Source organism: Bacillus sp. 7_6_55CFAA_CT2, from assembly GCF_000238655.1.
Taxonomy (GTDB): domain Bacteria; phylum Bacillota; class Bacilli; order Bacillales; family Bacillaceae_G; genus Bacillus_A; species Bacillus_A cereus.
In genome coordinates this window covers 188,067-206,905 of sequence record NZ_JH414711.1, presented here as the reverse complement: position 1 = coordinate 206,905, position 18,839 = coordinate 188,067, and the positions used below count along the sequence as shown (strand labels likewise).

The window sequence follows — 18,839 nt, the reverse complement described above, 5'->3', positions numbered from 1 at the left end:
CCGGGGGTTTTTTAGTGCTAAATATTTTTCTCATAATATTCTTCTGCAATCTCTTCGTAAAAAGCTGCAGATGTCGTATAGAAATATGGAATTAACCATAAGAATCCAATCCCTAACGTAATACAACTTAATATAAACCAGCCAATAAAACTTAAACATAAAATGAAATACTCCATCTTATGTCCATCCATCATACGACGACTTTCTGTAATAGCTTGGTTCAGTGAATACTCAGGATGATCGTTTATAATAAAGTATGTCATCGCATAAGAAAATGATTTAATAATACCTGGAATAATGAACAATAACGTCCATAAGAAAAGATAAAGATTTACTAATAAATATAATAAAAATGATTTTAGAAATCTCTTTCCCTCTGAAAACCAAATGAATACATTACCAATACTAGCTTGCTTTTCACGAAGGATATTTAAACCAAGGTAATATCCACCTAAAGTTAACGGTCCAGTAACAAAAAATGTAAGAATATTCGTTGAAAGTGAACCATTTGTTTTTTGCCAACCGAAAATCACAGAAAATCCCCAATCAACACTAAAACTAAAAGCCGTGATAAGAATTGAAATGAGTAGTGTAGCTCCAACAGCTAATCCCCATTTTCCTTCTAATGAATCTAGTGCTTCTCCTTTTAAATCACTAATCATGCGTAGCCTCGCCTCCTATACACAATAATTCTATTAGTATAGCATGTTCCTATTGAAATTCACCTTTTGAAATATAGCGATAAAAGTGTGCTGTCGTCGTACTCATATACGGACTAAGCCAAAGAAATCCTATTCCAAAAGTAAGAAGCGCTAAAATAGCCCATCCTATGAAGCTCAGCCATAAAAGAAACAAATCTAACTTATGACCCTTCATAAGATTCTTACTTTCCTTCATCGCCTGCGAAACACTATATTCTGGATTTTCAATCATCACATAGTACGTCAGTGCATAAGAAAAATACATCACAATCATACCAACGATTGAAATAGCTAGTAGTACACAGATAGCAATAGCAAACGACGCATTTCCTTCTTCACCAAAAAATGCAAATAAGGCTACTAACAATATCGGAATCCATGTACCTGTATATAATAAAATTGCAAGCATTGCCCATATTGTTTTCATCATTCTTTTAAAGCCACGAAATCCTTCGAATAAGTAATCTACTTTAGCATCTTCTCGTTTACTAATCTGTAAAAATACATTTGTATAACCGTATGATGTAATCCCATAGGATGCACTACTCAAAATTATCATAATGCAATAAAAAATCCCGAATGTAACACTTGCTCCATTTGATATTGTTTGCCCTTCAAGTGAACCTACTAAACCAGCAAATAAGAGAAATATAATAATTCCTGGAATTAATAGTATAAGCATTGTAGCCATCGAAACAACATAACTTAAAATAAAATATAAAATTGTTGATCCAACACCTAGTCCCCATTTTCCCTTTAAAGAGTACAATGCTTCTCGCTTCATTTCACCAATCATTGATTCATCCCCTTTATGAAATATAAATTGTTGTACACTTCTACTTATACAAGCATCAATATAATTATACCAGTTTTGTAAAATTATCCATAAAATACAAAAAAAAATCCGTAAAGGCAAAGCCCTTACGGATTTTTTTACTTCATATCGGAAACGTTCAAACGGTTCACAGCACGTTGTAATGCCATTTCTGCACGTTTAAAGTCAACATGTGCTTGTTTATCTTGCAGACGTTGCTCAGCGCGACGCTTCGCTTCATTTGCACGATGGATATCGATATGGTTTGCTTCTTCAGCAGATGATGATAATACAGTCACTTTATCTGGACGAACTTCGATAAAGCCACCGCTTACTGCTACATAATCAGTGTGTCCACCATTTTTCAGACGAACTGCACTAATTTTTAATGGTGCAACAGTTGGAATGTGACCTGGTAAAATCCCCATTTCCCCACTCTCTGCTTTTACACTTACCATTTCTACTTCTTTTTCGTAAACCGGTCCATCAGGAGTTACAATACTGACTGGAAATGTCTTCATACTTCGTCCCTCCTAAGGCCTTACGCCATCATTTTCTTCGCGTTTTCAATAACTTCTTCAATGCCACCTACTAAGCGGAATGCATCTTCTGGAAGGTCATCATATTTTCCTTCTAGAATTTCTTTGAAACCACTAACTGTATTCTTTACAGGTACGTAAGAACCTTTTTGACCTGTAAACTGCTCAGCTACGTGGAAGTTTTGAGATAAGAAGAATTGAATACGACGAGCACGATGTACAACTAACTTATCTTCTTCAGATAACTCATCCATACCTAAGATAGCGATGATATCTTGAAGTTCTTTATAACGTTGTAAAGTTTGCTGTACTTGACGAGCTACTTCATAATGTTCTTCTCCTACGATTTCTGGAGAAAGTGCACGAGATGTAGATGCTAATGGATCTACGGCTGGGTAAATACCCATTTGCGTTAAACGACGCTCTAAGTTTGTTGTTGCATCTAAGTGAGCGAACGTTGTAGCTGGTGCTGGGTCAGTATAGTCATCGGCTGGTACATATACCGCTTGGATAGACGTGATAGACCCTTTATTTGTAGATGTAATACGCTCTTGTAATTGACCCATTTCTGTTGCAAGTGTTGGTTGGTAACCTACCGCAGATGGCATACGACCAAGAAGGGCAGATACTTCAGAACCCGCTTGCGTGAAACGGAAGATGTTATCGATGAACAGAAGTACGTCTTGTCCTTGCTCATCACGGAAATGCTCAGCCATTGTTAAACCTGTTAATGCAACACGTTGACGTGCTCCAGGTGGCTCGTTCATTTGTCCAAATACCATCGCAGTTTTCTTGATTACGCCAGAATCGCTCATTTCGTGGTATAAGTCATTACCCTCACGAGTACGCTCACCTACACCAGCGAATACAGAGATACCACCGTGCTCTTGTGCGATGTTGTTAATTAATTCCTGAATTAATACTGTTTTACCTACGCCGGCACCACCGAATAGGCCGATCTTACCACCCTTAATGTAAGGAGCAAGTAAGTCTACTACTTTAATACCAGTTTCAAGAATTTCTACTTTAGTAGATAATTCTTCGAATGCAGGTGCTTGACGGTGAATTGGATCACGATGTACATCTGCAGGAACCTCACCATCTAAGTCAATTGCATCACCTAATACGTTAAATACGCGACCAAGTGTTACATCACCAACTGGTACAGAGATTGGTTTACCAGTATCTTCTACTTCTGTGCCACGAACAAGTCCATCTGTGGAAGACATTGCAACTGTACGAACTGTATCATCACCTAAATGAAGTGCAACTTCAAATGTTAAGTTAATACTTCCGTTTTCGTTGCTTTGTTTTACCGTAAGGGCGTTGTAGATTTCTGGTAGCTTTCCGCCATCAAACTTAACGTCTACAACCGGACCCATGATTTGCGTAACGCGCCCTTTATTCATCGGGTTCCCTCCTAGCTTTCTTTTAATTAGCCAACTTTCTACGAGCAGCTAGCTTTTAATTTTTTATTGGTTTATAGCTTACGCGACTCTTTTGACAGAGCCGCTTCCGCCTTTTAATACTATTCTAACGCTGCTGCTCCACCAACGATTTCCGTAATTTCTTGCGTAATCGCTGCCTGACGCGCACGGTTGAATGAAAGTGTAAGTGAATCGATAACTTCCATTGCGTTGTCTGTAGCACTCTTCATTGCTGTCATACGCGCTGCGTGTTCACTTGCTTTACCGTCTAGTAATGCACCGTACACTAAGCTTTCTGCGTATTGTGGCAATAGTACTTTTAAAATTTCTTCTTCAGAAGGTTCGAATTCATAAGCTGTCGTCGGTTTGTCAGACGCCACATCAGTAAGCGGTAAAATTTTATTTTCCGTTACCTCTTGTGAAATTTTACTTACGTAATGGTTGTAGTAGATGTACAGCTCATCATAAGCACCATCTGCAAACATCGCAATTGCTCGAGAAGCAAGGTCTTTAATATCAGTAAATGATGGGTGGTCAGATAATCCAACTACTTCATCAATAATGTTAAAGCCGCGACGTTTTAAATAATCACGTCCTAGTCGTCCAAGCACAATAATAGAATATTGGTTTGAATCCATATTATGACGTTCACGAATTACGTTACTTACTGTACGTAATACGTTACTGTTATAACCACCTGCTAGTCCGCGATCAGACGTAATAACGATGTATCCTGTACGCTTTACAGGACGCGCATTTAGCATTGGATGATTAATCCCTTTGCTTCCTTGCGCAATGCTCGCTACTACTTCTTGAATCTTTTCCATATACGGAACGAAAGATTTAGCATTTTGCTCTGCACGGTTTAACTTAGATGCAGATACCATCTCCATCGCTTTCGTAATTTGACTCGTTTTCTTTGTCGAGTTAATCTTCGCTTTTATATCGCGTAAAGATGCCACAGGTTTTCACCACCTTTTTTCCGGAAGTTGGCACGATTAGTAAGAATCCTCTTCCTAATCTACGTTGCAAGATATTCTTGCTCATGATTGAAGGAAAAGAATAGGTGCACCTACTCTTTTCCTTTACATGACCTTTAGCAATCTCAGAGCCCGAGATGCCTTTTATATATACTATCTAGCTCCAGCGGCTTGAATGCTCGGTGGCTTCACTTCTTCCTACGAGGCAAACACCGCCTCTTCGTCAGAAGCTCCATCCCCCTCACATTCACAACGAGCCGCTTCCGCTTTTATTAATCTAGTTCCGCCTCCTAGCCCCTTTCGTCTAAGAACCTTCCCCACAAGAAGGTAAAAAGCACCTTCTGTGAGAAAGAACCTTAGCCGATGGGGCTGAACAGTCGGCTTCACTTTTTATTATTATTCAGAAGCTACAAATACTTTTTTAAATCCATTGATTGCTGCTGCAAATTTGTCGTCATCCGCAAGTTTCTTAGTTGTGCGGATTTCTTCTAATAAGTCAGTCGCATTAGAATCTAACCAAGCATGGAATTCTTCTTCAAAACGAGTGATATCTACTACTGGGATATCATCTAGGAATCCACGTGTTAAAGCGTAAAGAATGATAACTTGTTTCTCTACACGTAATGGTTTGTGTAATCCTTGTTTTAATACCTCAACAGTACGAGCACCACGGTTTAATTTCGCTTGAGTTGCTTTATCAAGGTCAGAACCGAACTGAGCGAACGCTTCTAACTCACGGTAAGATGCAAGGTCAAGACGAAGTGTACCTGATACTTTACTCATTGCTTTAATCTGAGCAGATCCACCTACACGAGATACAGAAGTACCCGCATCGATCGCTGGACGTACGCCAGAGAAGAATAGGTCAGATTGTAAGAAGATTTGTCCATCCGTAATAGAAATTACGTTTGTTGGGATGTATGCTGATACGTCCCCTGCTTGTGTTTCGATGAAAGGTAGTGCAGTTAAAGAACCGCCGCCTTTTGCATCACTTAATTTTGCTGCACGCTCTAATAAGCGAGAATGTAAGTAGAATACATCCCCTGGGTAAGCTTCACGACCTGGAGGACGACGTAATAGTAATGACAGCTCACGGTAAGCCGCTGCTTGTTTTGATAAGTCATCATATACTACTAATACGTGTTTACCATTGTACATGAACTCTTCACCCATTGTTACACCAGCGTAAGGAGCTAGGTATAATAATGGAGCTGGTTGAGAAGCAGATGCAGTTACAACGATTGTGTACTCTAATGCACCGTGCTTACGTAGTGTTTCTACTACGTTACGTACAGTTGATTCTTTTTGTCCAATTGCTACGTAGATACAAATCATATCTTCATCTTTTTGGTTAATGATTGTATCAAGTGCAACTGCTGTTTTACCAGTTTGACGGTCACCAATGATTAACTCACGTTGACCACGGCCAATTGGTACAAGAGCATCGATCGCTTTAATACCTGTTTGAAGTGGCTCATGAACAGATTTACGATCCATTACACCTGGTGCTGGACTTTCAATTGGACGAGTGTTTGTTGTATTGATTGGGCCTAAACCATCAACTGGTTGACCTAATGGGTTTACAACACGACCAATTAGTTCTTTTCCTACCGGTACTTGCATGATGCGACCAGTACGACGAACTTCGTCACCTTCACGAATTTCTGTGTAAGGTCCTAAAATGATAATACCTACGTTATTTTCCTCTAAGTTTTGTGCTAGTCCCATAACGCCGTTAGAGAACTCTACAAGTTCACCAGCCATAACGTTATCAAGACCATGAGCACGCGCGATACCGTCACCAACTTGGATAACTGTACCAACATCACTAACTTCGATTTCAGACTGATAGTTCTCGATTTGTTGCTTTATCAGTGCGCTAATTTCTTCAGCTCTGATGCTCATGTGCTTCACCCCTATCTATTCTTCATTAATTCACGCTGAATACGTGCTAATTTTCCTTGTAAACTTCCGTCATAAATGCGATTTCCAATACGTACTTTAATTCCGCCTAGTAAATCTTCATCTACAACATTTTTCACGCGAATTGCATCTTTTCCTGTTCTCTTCGCAAATGCTTCTGCAATGTTAAGCTTCTCTTCTTCTGATAGAAGACGAGTAGAATATACAGTTGCGTCCGCTACGTTACGTTCTTCATTAGCAAGAACAACATATTCATCTGCAATTTCAGGTAAGATATCAATGCGTTTGTTATCAATTAAAATATATAACGTATTTAAAATAGATTCAGAAACAGATCCGAATACGTTTGCAAGAAACGTTTTCTTTTGTTCCTTTGAAATGTTCGGTTGCGTTAAAAAGCTATGTAGTTCTCCGTTCTTTACATAAACGTTTTGTACAAGGCGTAATTCCTCTTCAAACATTTCTAATACGTGTTTTTCTTTAGCAATTTTAAAAAGAGCGACAGCATAACGTTTTGCTACAATCCCATTGCTCATCGCGCTTCTCCTACTTCTTTAATATAATCGCGAATTAACTTCACTTGATCTTCTTCTTTTAATTCTTTTTCAATTACTTTAGAAGCAATTTGAACAGATAAAGAAGCAACTTGTTCTTGTAAAGCAGCAATTGCTTGCTCTTTTTCGCGTTGAATTTCTTGTACAGCAGATGCTTTAATTGATTCTGCTTCTTCTTTCGCAGCAGCAACAATAACATCTTTTTGATCTACAGCTTGCTTTTTCGCTCTTTCGATTAACTCTTGTGCTTCAACACGTGATTGTTTTAACATTTCACGTTGTTCTTCTACTAACTTCTTCGCCTCAGCATTACTTCTTTCTGCAGCGTCGATTTCATTAGTAACATGCTCTTCACGTTCTTTCATAATTCCCATTAAAGGACCCCACGCAAATTTGCGTAGCATTACTAATAGAAGTAAGAAAATGAACAATGTATAAGCAATCGTTCCAAATGGAATGGCAGCACCTAATAATAAAGTTGGCACAAGGATTCACTCCCTTCAAAATATCTAAATTGATCATATGAAAAAAAAAGACATACGTTTCATTCATAAAGCAATGGCGAAGAAAGTTCGGAAAAACACTCTTCGCCATCTATGTAAGGGGAGTCTCCCTTATTTGTTCATTACGATGAAAGCAATAACTACACCGATGATTGGAAGTGCCTCAACTAAAGCAACCCCGATGAACATAATTGTTTGAAGTGCGCCTTTTAGTTCTGGTTGACGAGCAACACCTTCGATTGTACGTGATACGATAAGACCGTTACCAATACCTGCACCTAATGCTGATAAACCAATTGCAATTGCAGCTGCGATTACACCTAAACTCATTTAATTTGTCCTCCTTTGTATTATAAAAAAATAAATTTTTTCTTACTTAAATTATATTAATGGTCATGGCTTACTTTATGAGCCATATAAACCATCGTTAACATAACGAAAATAAATGCTTGGATTGAACCAACGAATACACTGAATCCCATCCACGCTAACATAGGTACAAGTGCACCTAATGCGCCAAGGAATGATGCTCCGCCCAACTTAGCAAGTAATCCTAATAAGATCTCACCTGCATAAATGTTACCAAATAAACGAAGACCTAACGTTAATGTGTTAGCAAACTCCTCAATAACCTTTAATGGGAATAAGAATTTCATAGGTTGGAAATAACCTTTTACGTACTCTTTCGTACCCTTCATCTTAATTCCATAATAATGGGTGAGGGTAACTACCATCACGGCTAATGTTAATGTAACTGCTGGATCAGACGTTGGTGATCTCCACCATGCAATATGTTCGCCAGCTTCAGTTGCTGAATACATGAATGGTAAACCAAGGAAGTTCGATACGATGATAAACATGATAAGCGTAACGCCAAGCGTTAAGAAACGTCCACCTGTTTTCCAGTCCATCGTACTATTGATAATCCCTTTCACGAAGTCAAACACCCATTCCATGAAGTTTTGCATCCCGGTTGGGCGAAGAGCTAAGCTGCGAGTTCCGATAACAGCGATTAAGAAAACAATAACTGCTGCTACAGTAACCATCATAACTGATGACAAATCGAACGTTAAACCTAGAAATTCAACTAATTTACCGTGTTCCACTAGTAATTCACCTCTCTTCCCTGCTCTTATACTCTAAATAAAGAAAATCTATGATCATGACAAGGTATCCTGTCAGCAATCCTACACCTAGGCCCCACATCGCGATTAACTCTTGATATTTGGCTGCAAATAAAATTAATAACCCAATCGTGGCGAATCTTGAATATGTACTTACCGCTGTTGCCTTGAACTTCACGTTTTCTCCATTTGTTACGCGATCTAGCAGCTTGTCTGTTCTACGTGCAATGATGCGCAAACTAAGAAAACTGAAAATCGTCCCGATAATCAGTCCAAGAAATACATCCTTGTAAGAGGTAAATCCCCATCCTAGCACTAGAAGCGCAAGCAAGTAGTACATATATTTCTTTTGTCTTTGGACAAGTCCATGTACGTCTATCATCATTGCTCTCCCGAATAGTAATGTCGAATGAGTCGAATCATTGCGTATACCCCTGTTCCTAGTCCGAGTAATAACCCTATAATAAGAAACAACGGAAACGTTCCAACCTTATTATCAATCCACTGCCCACCAAAGATTCCAACAAGAATAGAACCGACTAATTGAGCAAGAATACCTGACATTAAAGCATAAGCTTTTATATGGCTGCGATCGTTTTTTTGCAAGGATTCATCCCTCCAATATGTAACCCTCATTCACGATGTGTTAATAATAACTCATTTTTTTGCATAAATCCTATACAAAACAAAAAGTTTACATTTTCGTCACGGAATAGATGTAATTTTGTCACTGAAAGCCCTACCATCTATCCCCGTTGTTAGCATACAATAGGGTATTAACAGTGTCAACGAGAAATCGTAAAAAATCTAAAAATTTGAGTATTAGGCATTTCCTCCCAAAAATGAAAACGTTCCCCTTCTAAATACTGGTTACATATATGCAATTTCTAACAGTTTTCTCTTTATAATAGAAGGAAATGTTCACAAGTTTGTCACTATTATATTTTCGAGATATAACGCTTTTCTTCCATAATATAGTGTTCCTCAGACGTAAGACTTCTATATTATATGTGAGGTGTATGCAACTTATGTTGTATATACGATGTATATTTATCCTCTCCCCCTCCCCTACTTGCTTACAACAAAAAAGACGAGCTGGGGAATCTCCCCTGCTCGTCAGTTGTCTTACTTCGTTCCGAATAAACGGTCACCAGCATCACCAAGACCTGGTACTACATATCCGTGGTCATTTAATTTCTCATCTAATGCTGCTACATAAATATCAACATCAGGATGTTCTTCTTGTACTACTTTTACCCCTTCTGGAGCTGCAACGATACACATTAATTTAATTTGTTTCGCACCGCGCTTTTTCAGAGAGTTAATTGCTTCAGCCGCAGAACCACCTGTTGCTAGCATCGGATCTAGTACGATAAAGTCACGCTCTTCTACATCCGTTGGAAGTTTCACATAGTATTCTACCGGTTGCAATGTTTTAGGGTCACGGTATAAACCAACGTGTCCTACTTTTGCTGCTGGAATTAATTTCAGAATTCCATCAACCATTCCTAAACCTGCACGTAAAATCGGAATTAAACCAAGTTTTTTACCAGCGATCACTTTTGTTGTCGCTTTGCTTACAGGTGTTTCAATTTCAATGTCCTTAAGTGGAAGGTCGCGAGTAATTTCGAAAGCCATTAAGCTTGCTACTTCGTCCACTAATTCACGAAAATCTTTCGTACCTGTATTCTTATCGCGAATATATGTAATCTTATGTTGAATTAACGGGTGATCAAATACATACAGTTTTCCCATGTGAATCTCTCCTTTAGATGATATTCATGCGTTTGCACGCTTTTTTACACTATTTACGATTGTAAAGAAAACGCTACTAATATTCAAGGGCAAATTTGGCAAAATCATGATTTTACGATGAATCTATCTAGTATCTTTACCAATTATGGGAGCTGTATCCTTCATTATATCGCCAAAATTTATTCATCATTTGTATACATACTTTAAAAATAATATATGTCCACAAAAAAAGACCGCCAAAACAATTAAGTCTGGCAGTCTTCTTCAATCTATTATAGATTTGGATACATTGTGAATTTGCTAGTTAACGCTTCTACACGCTTACGTACTTCTTCTAATGCAACTTCATTTTCATGATTTTTTAATGTATAAGCAATAAGTGACGCAATTTCATCCATTTCTTCTAAACCGAAACCACGAGATGTTACAGCTGCTGTACCGATACGTACACCACTTGTTACAAATGGGCTTGCTGTTTCAAATGGAATTGTATTTTTGTTCACTGTAATACCAACTTCATCTAATACGTGCTCTGCTACTTTACCTGTGATTTCTAAGTTACGAACATCAATCAAGATTAAGTGATTGTCTGTTCCGCCAGAAACAAGTGTAAGTCCTTCTTTTTGAAGACCTTCAGCTAAGCGGTTCGCATTGTTAACGATATTTTGTGCATATGTTTTGAAATCATCTTGAAGTGCTTCACCAAATGCAACAGCTTTTGCAGCGATTACGTGCATAAGTGGACCACCTTGAATACCAGGGAAGATTGATTTATCAATTTGTTTTGCAAATTGCTCTTCACATAAAATCATACCACCACGCGGACCACGTAACGTTTTATGTGTTGTCGTTGTAACGAAATGTGCATGTGGTACTGGATTTGGGTGTAAACCAGCAGCTACTAAACCAGCGATATGTGCCATATCAACCATTAAATAAGCGCCCACTTCATCTGCAATCTCACGGAATCGCTTGAAATCGATAACACGAGGGTATGCACTTGCACCTGCAACGATTAATTTTGGTTTATGTTCTTTCGCTTTTGCTAATACATCATCGTAATTAATACGGTGAGAGTCAGCATCCACGCCATATTCTACGAAATTATATTGTACTCCACTGAAGTTAACAGGGCTTCCGTGTGTTAAGTGACCACCATGAGATAAGTTCATACCAAGTACTGTATCGCCTTGCTCTAAAATCGTAAAGTATACTGCCATGTTCGCTTGTGCACCAGAGTGTGGTTGAACATTTACGTGCTCTGCGCCGAAAATTTCTTTCACGCGATCACGTGCGATATCTTCTACTACGTCTACGTGTTCACAGCCACCATAGTAACGTTTTCCAGGATATCCTTCAGCATACTTATTCGTTAAAACAGAACCTTGTGCCTCCATTACTGCTTCACTTACGAAGTTTTCCGAAGCAATTAACTCAATCTTTGAACGCTGTCTTCCTAGTTCTGCCTCAATTGCAGCAAATACCTTTTCATCTTGACGTTTTAAATGATCCACCAAAATCCCCCTTTTCTGAACGAATTACATCGATTCCCAACAGTTTTTTCTTATTTATTCAGAAAAAACGAAAATTCAGGTTGTAATTCTTTCGAACCTTCATGTTTTCAACTACATTCTAACATGACTTTCTATATCATAAAAGAAAAAAAGACCGAAAATCGGTCTTTTCTTTCTTCTATTATAAAGTCAGACAACATACCTTTTATCTTATGATAAACAGTTACTATATGACTTCCTAATTTCTCATATTTAACGGCAAGTGGTAGTCTCTTCCACTGCCGCATAGACAGCACGCGCTCCACCAATTAGTTTTCCACGTGTTTTGGCCATCGTTACATGCGCACTTCCAATTGCCTTCACACTTGTACGAACCGGAACAGCTACATGCTTTAAATGCATACCGATAAATGTATCACCAATATCCATTCCTGCATCAGCTTTAATAAACTCAACTACTACCGGATCTTTCAAATTGTGATACGCGTATGTCCCCAATGCACCACCTGCTGATCTAACAGGCGTAACTGTTACAATTTCAAATTGATATTTTATCGCTACTTCTCTCTCAACTACTAAAGCACGGTTTAAATGCTCACAACATTGAAACGCTAATTCAATACCTGTTTGCTCTTGAAATTGTTTTAACTCAGAGAAAATCGCCTCTGCTACTTCCATCGTTCCTGATGTTCCAATTCTTTCGCCTAGCACTTCGCTCGTGCTACAACCCACTACAAAAATTTGACCGCTTTGTAATGAAGCTTGTTCTTGGAAATCAGAAAGCGACATTTGTAGCTGTTCTCTTACCTTTACGATTTCTGTCATTACGCCTCTTCCTTTCACAGGTTGGTTCACCAAATTATATTTCACACTACTGATAGTTAGAATGTATTACTTTGTTTCGTATGTTTTAATTTTTCCTACGCGGTTTTCGTGACGACCACCTTCATAGTCAGTTGTTAACCAGATTTTCGCGATATCACGCGCTAGACCAGCACCAATTACACGCTCACCCATCGCTAGCATATTAGTGTCATTATGCTCTCTCGTTGCTTTCGCGCTGAAAGTATCATGAACTAACGCACAACGGATACCATTTACTTTGTTTGCTGCGATTGACATACCAATGCCTGTCCCACAAACTAAAATACCACGATCTACTTCACCATTCGCTACCATTTCAGCTGCTGGAAACGCAAAGTCAGGGTAATCAACAGAACCAGCTTCACATTCACAACCTAAATCAACATATTCAATATTTAACTCTTCTAATAAACTTACAAGTTCTTTGCGGATATTCATACCGCCGTGATCAGATGCTATTACTACTTTCATTTTTACCCCTCCAAAGTTTCAATCAATTATCTTCATTTCACACTCGCTACCTCACATAGGAAGAAGTGATCTCCAATATCGTATTATACACGAAACATCAACCTACTGAATGTTTTTTCAGTAAAGTTTGTACAAGTTTTTCCATCTCATCTAACGTTTCTTTATAAATAGAAAGCGAGCCTCCAAATGGATCTGAAATGTCCTTGCCTATACCTTCAGTTAATCCATATAACGTATTTAATTTCTTTTCAACGCTCGGATAATGCCCAAGTACAATTTGCTTATGGTTTTCTGTCATCGTTACGACAATATCAGCCCAATCAAGCAAAGTTTCATTTATTTGCTGCGCCGCATGATCAATTAAAATTCCTTTTTCAGCTAAAGCTTCCTTCGCATGTACCGATGCATCGCTCCCAGGATAGGCGAAAACACCAGCAGATTGCACTTCAAACTTATCTCCTCCGTGATGACGAAGCAACGCCTCAGCCATTGGACTACGACATGTATTGCCAGTACAAACAAATAACACTCGTTTCATTCAAACCCACCCCTATATTCGATTTCTTACCATTCATCATAACTTACATTAGAATAGAACAAAAGAAATGTGAATATACAAAAGGCGCATTTCTCTTATATTTTTTCTAAGAAAAATGCGCCTTATCCACATATATGTGAAACCCTATTTCCAAGTGCCTAGAGTATTTTAACATACATACTGAACACGCAACAAAAATAAGGAATCCATTTCATACGAAACGGATTCCTCTTATATTGCAATTATTTCATTGTAACTTTCATTACTTCTGTTGAACCTTTTGTAGCTGCTACGCCTACAGTTGTCTTAATAGACTCAGCTGCATCTGTGTTTGTAATAACAATTGGAGTAATTGTGCTTTTCGCTTTTTCACGGATTAATTCTAAGTCGAATGAGATTAATTTATCTCCAGCTTTTACAGCTTGGCCTTCAGAAACGTGAGCTTCGAAACCTTCGCCTTCCATTTTTACAGTTTCTAATCCAACGTGGATTAAAATTTCTGTACCGTTTTTCGCTTTAATTCCGATAGCATGTTTTGTGTGGAATAATTGTACGATTTCACCATCAACTGGAGATACAACTACACCTTCAGTAGGATCGATTGCAACACCGTCACCCATCATACGACCAGCAAATACTGGATCTGGTACTTCTTCAATATTTTTCACTGCTCCAGTTAATGGAGCTACGATTGTTTCTTCATTTGTTTTTGAACCAAAACCGAATAATTTTTTAAACATAGGATAGTCCTCCTTATAATTTACCTAAAAGTTTATAGGGCAATCCCTAGTAAAGCTCGGGATACATGTAAGACTTCATACTTCGAATATTATACTGTAAAAACGCTTTCGAAATAAATTACGTCATTACTAATAGACTCTTATTGTAGCGCTTCACAAAATTCCAGTCAATTCTGATTGTCTGAATAACAATTAGAAGTTAACTTCTATTTATATTTTCTCTTTTTTTGCCCAACTTGTCTAGAGGTCTTTACTACATTTTATTTTTTGTTGTTAATTTGTAAAATTTAATTCAAACTTTTTTCAAAATCCACTTGACTAAAGTAAGTAACTATTTTATTATTACTTACGTAAGGTAAGTTAATAACTTTTAGGAGGTTTTTAAAAATGATGGATTTCGGTCTACTTATTATTCGTCTTATTATAGGAATTACATTCATGGGTCATGGCGCTCAAAAATTATTTGGGTGGTTCGGCGGTTACGGTTTAAAAGGAACAGGTGGCTGGATGGAGTCAATCGGTTTACGTCCTGGTGTATTTATGGCATTTATGGCTGGCGCAACTGAATTACTAGGTGGTTTCTTATTTGCATCAGGTATTTTCATTGTAGTTGGTTCATTATTTATCGTTGGAACAATGTTAATGGCTATCTTCACTGTTCACGGAAAAAATGGTTACTGGGTAACACAAAACGGATATGAATATAACTTAATGTTAATCGCTGTCGCTGTTGGTGTAGCTTTAATCGGACCTGGCGCATACGTTTTACTTTAATTTTTATCTCAAATTTGAGATTCTTGAAAAAAGAACTTACTTCATTACAATTGAAGTAAGTTCTTTTTATGAAACAAAATATTATTTCCAGCAGGATTTTCTCATCGTTATCTTGTAAACAAACAATAAGTATTCATATTTAGAAAGGGGATTACAAGCATGTTATCCATTAATCCAAATGAACAAACTGAAAAAGATAATTACAAATTACTTACTGGAAGTATCATCCCTCGTCCTGTCGCATTCGTTACTTCTGTAACAAAAGAAGGCGTACTAAACGGAGCACCATATAGTTATTTCAATATTGTCGCTGCTAATCCACCACTTATCTCAGTATCTGTACAACGAAAAGCCGGAGAAAGAAAGGACACTTCCCGAAACGCAATTGAAAAAGGAGAATTTGTCGTACATATTTCTGACGAATCATATGTAGCAGCAATTAACGAAACAGCAGCTAATCTCCCGCCAAATGAAAGTGAAATTGAACTAGCAAAACTAACACCAATCGAAAGTGAAGTCATCTCTGTTCCAGGTGTAAAAGAAGCAAATATTCGAATGGAATGCGTATTAGAACGTGCAATTCCACTTGGCGGAACGGAAGACTCACCAGCTTGTGATCTACTAATTGGACGCGTCGTTCGTTTCCACGTTGCCGAACATCTATATGAAAAAGGGCGCATTCACGCCGAAGGACTCAAACCAATAAGCCGCCTAGCAGGACACAACTATGCAAAATTAGGAGAACAATTTGAATTGGTTAGGCCAGTTTAAAAGTGGAAGTGGCCCGTTTAGCTCTGACCAGCTAAGGTTCTCTCGCACAAAAGGTGCTTTTTACCTTTCGTGCGGGAGGTTCTTAGATGCAAAGAGCTGGCCACTGGAACTGGATAATATCTAAAAGCGGAAGCGGCTCGCTCAGAATGAGAGGGGGATGGAGCTTCTGACGTAGAGGCGCTTTTTGCCTCGCAGGAAGACGCGAAGCCACCGACCATTCTAGCCGCTGGAACTGGATATATTTAAAAGCAAGGCGGCTAGATTCCTCCCATCACTCAAATATAAAATCCCCTGCTTTTTAGCAGGGGATTTTATCATTGTAATTCTTCCTTCTTTTCCTCTAAAGTAGGCATTTTCTCTTTTTTCGGCTTCCCTAGCTTAATTACGAAGAAGTATAGGGAAAGCAATGTAATAAGAAAAACAATTAAAAACGGGTACGGAGAGTAAAAGGCACGCGCCGCCTCAGTCTTTCCCGCAACAAATTTCAATGACTCAATATCTAAAAACTCAGCAAACATTTGTACACCGAGCATACTAAACCAAAAAACAAAAAAACTAATAATAATACCAAAAACTTGCTTCAATCTCGTCATTCATCTCATCCTTTCTATATCTGTAATTTTTAGCGCAATAAATATAGTACAAACAAAATATTCACAGAAAGGAACTATCTCACCATTCACGAATTAACTTAATCCAACCTAACATCGAAATTTGCAAAATAATACCCCAAATTATAAGTCTTCTTAGCCATCGAGGATAGAAGGTTAAAAATTTAACATACCATTCCAATAGCTTGTTCATAATTCCCTCCTACATAAAATTATATAGGAAAAAGGATATATAATCCAAACCCAACTAAAATGATACCACCTACTATCTCACCATATGTACCGAGCATATCTTTCGCATGTCTCCCAATTAATAAACCCATCCACGCTAATAACATGCTAACAAATCCAAAAAGTAAAATCGTAATAATTGTTTGTGCTCCATAAATACCAAGACTAAGTCCTACTGAGAAACTATCTATACTGACGCCAAATGCAAATACGAATAAACTAATTCCAATAGGGGCTGTTCTAGTCTCTTCATTTTGTAAAATGCTCGAATATACGATATAAAACCCTAGTCCGATTAATAAAATAGCACCCGCAAAATGTGCGATATCTCCATACTTCTCTGATAAAAAACGACCTAGTACCATTCCTATAAACGGCATAATAATATGAAATATCCCTATCGTCATACCAATATACAGGATTTGTCTTAACTTTAGGGGTATCATCCCCATACCAAGACTCACCGAGAACGCATCCATCCCTAAGGCGAATGCCATAATTATTAAAGGTATTAGCTGTTCAAACGTCATTCATGCCCCTCCTTGGACGTGCTACTTCACAATATGCTTATCCAAGGAGAAATATTCTGTTTGCTAATCTTACCTTATCATTCAATAATAATATGATGTCCTGCCGCTTTTGTTAAACGATTCATAATTGCATTCCCTATTCCTTCATTAGGGAATGACTCACTAAAAATAACATCCACTTCACTTGCATCAAATGTTCTAAGTACATCATATAATTTAGTCGCAACACTAGCTAAGTCACTTCTAACACCACAAGATAATATAACATCTGCACTATATACATGCTGATACTCTTCTGTCGTTAATACGCCTACTTTAAATCCTTCTTCCTTTTTCTCATCCACAAGATGCTGAATAAACTCACGTGAACCCTCAACAATACTAAGTGGTGCTTTCGGCGCATAATGTGTGTATTTCATTCCAGGCGATTTCGGTTTTTCCTTCTCATCCTTTAAAGCTGGATCTAAAGAAACAGTACCTATCACCGCTTCTAATTGTTCTTTCGTAATCCCACCTGGACGTAATATTGTTGGAACCGCGCTTGTACAATCAATTACAGTTGATTCAACGCCTACTCCAGTTGCACCACCATCAACAATACCTGCAATCTTCCCATTCAAATCTTCATATACGTGAGAAGCTAATGTTGGACTTGGACGCCCTGAACGATTCGCACTTGGTGCTGCAACAGGTACATTCGCCTCTTCAATAAGAGCAAGTGCAATTGGATGATCAGGCATTCTTACTCCAACCGTATTAAGTCCTGCCGTCACCTTCTGTGAAATCCCTTCTTTTCTCGGCAAAATAATTGTTAATGGTCCTGGCCAAAAATGCGCCATTAACTTCTCTGCAACTGGTGGAATTTCTTTCACAATCCCATCTAACTGAGATTTTGTACCTATATGGACAATGAGTGGATTATCACTCGGTCTTCCTTTCGCTTCGAAAATTTTCGCGATTGCTTCATCATCCATCGCATTTGCACCTAACCCATATACTGTTTCCGTAGGGAAAGCCACCGCCTCATTTTCTCTTAATAATTTTGCTGCTTCTTGTAACTGTGGATAATATTTTTTTCTTTCCACAACATTATCCACAACCCACATGTTTGTATGCATTTTTTTCCACGTCCTTTTCTACCCTTAAATACTTGTATATTTTTAGTTTACTATGAGATTTATCCAAAAGACAAACAAGGTTTATCCACAAAATGTGGATAAACCTAATTAATCCGTGGATAACTTTGTGAATAGCTGACAATTTAGTATTATTGCATTCTGCTCTTTTATATTTTTACAAAAATGTTCTAGTTGTTGAATTCCCTCTGGAACCTCATCCTTTTCTATAGTAAAAAAGTCAAAAAACTGAAAGATCGGTACAGATTGTGGATGATTTGTTAGTAAGTACAATTGTTGAACACTTTTTTCTTTCATATACTGCAAAAACATTTCAAAAAAATATAAGAAAGTCTGTTT

Annotated in this window: 25 protein-coding genes and 1 pseudogene; 2 read left to right on the top strand and 24 right to left on the bottom strand. The window is 38.0% G+C overall.

Going from position 1 to position 18,839, the window contains the following annotated elements; all coding sequences use genetic code 11:
• Nucleotides 1-17: 17 nt before the first annotated feature.
• The 19 genes from HMPREF1014_RS21650 to HMPREF1014_RS21560 all read right to left on the bottom strand — a co-directional run bounded on the left by HMPREF1014_RS21650 (nt 18) and on the right by HMPREF1014_RS21560 (nt 14,447).
• Entirely contained in the window at nt 18-662 is a 645-nt protein-coding gene (locus HMPREF1014_RS21650) for a DUF975 family protein (protein ID WP_000622470.1), read from the bottom strand.
• A 49-nt stretch (nt 663-711) separates the two neighbouring features.
• On the bottom strand, nt 712-1,497 hold the full coding sequence (locus tag HMPREF1014_RS21645) for a DUF975 family protein (protein WP_000578836.1): 786 nt from the start codon (nt 1,495-1,497) through the stop codon (nt 712-714).
• Between the two features lie 137 nt (nt 1,498-1,634).
• Complete coding sequence (gene atpC / locus HMPREF1014_RS21640) at nt 1,635-2,036, bottom strand: F0F1 ATP synthase subunit epsilon (RefSeq protein WP_000847211.1); 402 nt, start codon at nt 2,034-2,036, stop codon at nt 1,635-1,637.
• A gap of 20 nt (nt 2,037-2,056) precedes the next feature.
• Nucleotides 2,057-3,463 (bottom strand): F0F1 ATP synthase subunit beta, encoded by a 1,407-nt coding sequence (gene atpD, locus HMPREF1014_RS21635; RefSeq protein ID WP_001032593.1) that lies wholly within the window; start codon nt 3,461-3,463, stop codon nt 2,057-2,059.
• 119 nt (nt 3,464-3,582) lie between these two features.
• A complete protein-coding gene (gene atpG / locus HMPREF1014_RS21630; protein WP_000157696.1) occupies nt 3,583-4,443 on the bottom strand; it encodes a F0F1 ATP synthase subunit gamma in 861 nt (286 codons plus the stop codon).
• 414 nt (nt 4,444-4,857) lie between these two features.
• Complete coding sequence (gene atpA / locus HMPREF1014_RS21625; protein ID WP_000027518.1) at nt 4,858-6,366, bottom strand: F0F1 ATP synthase subunit alpha; 1,509 nt, start codon at nt 6,364-6,366, stop codon at nt 4,858-4,860.
• Nucleotides 6,367-6,377: 11 nt separating this feature from the next.
• The gene (gene atpH, locus HMPREF1014_RS21620; protein ID WP_000064683.1) at nt 6,378-6,920 is read right to left on the bottom strand and encodes a F0F1 ATP synthase subunit delta; all 543 of its coding nucleotides are present in this window, start codon (nt 6,918-6,920) and stop codon (nt 6,378-6,380) included.
• Nucleotides 6,917-7,423, bottom strand: coding sequence for a F0F1 ATP synthase subunit B (gene atpF, locus HMPREF1014_RS21615; RefSeq protein ID WP_001142618.1), 507 nt, complete (start codon nt 7,421-7,423; stop codon nt 6,917-6,919). The genes atpH and atpF overlap by 4 nt, the downstream gene beginning before the upstream one ends.
• A 129-nt stretch (nt 7,424-7,552) precedes the next feature.
• A complete protein-coding gene (atpE, locus tag HMPREF1014_RS21610; RefSeq protein ID WP_000052064.1) occupies nt 7,553-7,771 on the bottom strand; it encodes a F0F1 ATP synthase subunit C in 219 nt (72 codons plus the stop codon).
• A gap of 56 nt (nt 7,772-7,827) precedes the next feature.
• The gene (atpB, locus tag HMPREF1014_RS21605) at nt 7,828-8,547 is read right to left on the bottom strand and encodes a F0F1 ATP synthase subunit A (RefSeq protein ID WP_000399870.1); all 720 of its coding nucleotides are present in this window, start codon (nt 8,545-8,547) and stop codon (nt 7,828-7,830) included.
• A 7-nt stretch (nt 8,548-8,554) separates the two neighbouring features.
• Nucleotides 8,555-8,947, bottom strand: coding sequence for an ATP synthase subunit I (locus HMPREF1014_RS21600; protein WP_000567600.1), 393 nt, complete (start codon nt 8,945-8,947; stop codon nt 8,555-8,557).
• On the bottom strand, nt 8,947-9,171 hold the full coding sequence (locus HMPREF1014_RS21595; protein ID WP_001171223.1) for an AtpZ/AtpI family protein: 225 nt from the start codon (nt 9,169-9,171) through the stop codon (nt 8,947-8,949). Before HMPREF1014_RS21595 ends, HMPREF1014_RS21600 begins: the two co-directional genes overlap by 1 nt.
• Before the next feature lie 26 nt (nt 9,172-9,197).
• Complete coding sequence (locus HMPREF1014_RS21590; protein ID WP_000232962.1) at nt 9,198-9,311, bottom strand: DUF4024 domain-containing protein; 114 nt, start codon at nt 9,309-9,311, stop codon at nt 9,198-9,200.
• 379 nt (nt 9,312-9,690) lie between these two features.
• On the bottom strand, nt 9,691-10,320 hold the full coding sequence (upp, locus tag HMPREF1014_RS21585; protein ID WP_000517539.1) for a uracil phosphoribosyltransferase: 630 nt from the start codon (nt 10,318-10,320) through the stop codon (nt 9,691-9,693).
• Nucleotides 10,321-10,592: 272 nt separating this feature from the next.
• Complete coding sequence (gene glyA / locus HMPREF1014_RS21580; protein ID WP_000349811.1) at nt 10,593-11,834, bottom strand: serine hydroxymethyltransferase; 1,242 nt, start codon at nt 11,832-11,834, stop codon at nt 10,593-10,595.
• A 252-nt stretch (nt 11,835-12,086) separates the two neighbouring features.
• Nucleotides 12,087-12,659 carry a TIGR01440 family protein gene (locus tag HMPREF1014_RS21575; protein ID WP_000136376.1) on the bottom strand — a complete coding sequence of 191 codons (573 nt, stop codon included), beginning with the start codon at nt 12,657-12,659 and terminating at the stop codon, nt 12,087-12,089.
• A gap of 66 nt (nt 12,660-12,725) precedes the next feature.
• A complete protein-coding gene (gene rpiB, locus HMPREF1014_RS21570; RefSeq protein WP_000869547.1) occupies nt 12,726-13,169 on the bottom strand; it encodes a ribose 5-phosphate isomerase B in 444 nt (147 codons plus the stop codon).
• Nucleotides 13,170-13,266: 97 nt separating this feature from the next.
• Nucleotides 13,267-13,707, bottom strand: coding sequence for a low molecular weight protein arginine phosphatase (locus HMPREF1014_RS21565; RefSeq protein ID WP_000832368.1), 441 nt, complete (start codon nt 13,705-13,707; stop codon nt 13,267-13,269).
• Nucleotides 13,708-13,949: 242 nt separating this feature from the next.
• On the bottom strand, nt 13,950-14,447 hold the full coding sequence (locus HMPREF1014_RS21560) for a PTS sugar transporter subunit IIA (protein ID WP_000473645.1): 498 nt from the start codon (nt 14,445-14,447) through the stop codon (nt 13,950-13,952).
• 387 nt (nt 14,448-14,834) lie between these two features.
• Between HMPREF1014_RS21560 and HMPREF1014_RS21555 the strand changes: the two genes are divergently transcribed.
• A complete protein-coding gene (locus HMPREF1014_RS21555; RefSeq protein ID WP_000968616.1) occupies nt 14,835-15,221 on the top strand; it encodes a DoxX family protein in 387 nt (128 codons plus the stop codon).
• A gap of 159 nt (nt 15,222-15,380) precedes the next feature.
• The gene (locus tag HMPREF1014_RS21550) at nt 15,381-15,992 is read left to right on the top strand and encodes a flavin reductase family protein (protein ID WP_000949055.1); all 612 of its coding nucleotides are present in this window, start codon (nt 15,381-15,383) and stop codon (nt 15,990-15,992) included.
• 314 nt (nt 15,993-16,306) lie between these two features.
• Here the strand turns inward: HMPREF1014_RS21550 and HMPREF1014_RS21540 are convergent, their stop codons facing one another.
• The 5 genes and pseudogenes from HMPREF1014_RS21540 to HMPREF1014_RS21525 form a co-directional block, all read right to left on the bottom strand.
• Nucleotides 16,307-16,585 carry a DUF3935 domain-containing protein gene (locus HMPREF1014_RS21540; protein ID WP_000197472.1) on the bottom strand — a complete coding sequence of 93 codons (279 nt, stop codon included), beginning with the start codon at nt 16,583-16,585 and terminating at the stop codon, nt 16,307-16,309.
• Between the two features lie 79 nt (nt 16,586-16,664).
• Nucleotides 16,665-16,796 carry a hypothetical protein gene (locus HMPREF1014_RS32255; protein WP_001037636.1) on the bottom strand — a complete coding sequence of 44 codons (132 nt, stop codon included), beginning with the start codon at nt 16,794-16,796 and terminating at the stop codon, nt 16,665-16,667.
• Nucleotides 16,797-16,815: 19 nt separating this feature from the next.
• On the bottom strand, nt 16,816-17,364 hold the full coding sequence (locus HMPREF1014_RS21535; protein ID WP_000142463.1) for a manganese efflux pump MntP: 549 nt from the start codon (nt 17,362-17,364) through the stop codon (nt 16,816-16,818).
• Between the two features lie 77 nt (nt 17,365-17,441).
• Nucleotides 17,442-18,482: an L-threonylcarbamoyladenylate synthase gene (locus HMPREF1014_RS21530; protein ID WP_000557359.1), complete on the bottom strand. Its 1,041-nt coding sequence runs from the start codon at nt 18,480-18,482 to the stop codon at nt 17,442-17,444.
• A 108-nt stretch (nt 18,483-18,590) separates the two neighbouring features.
• Nucleotides 18,591-18,839: pseudogene (locus HMPREF1014_RS21525) on the bottom strand (GNAT family N-acetyltransferase); the annotation flags it as partial.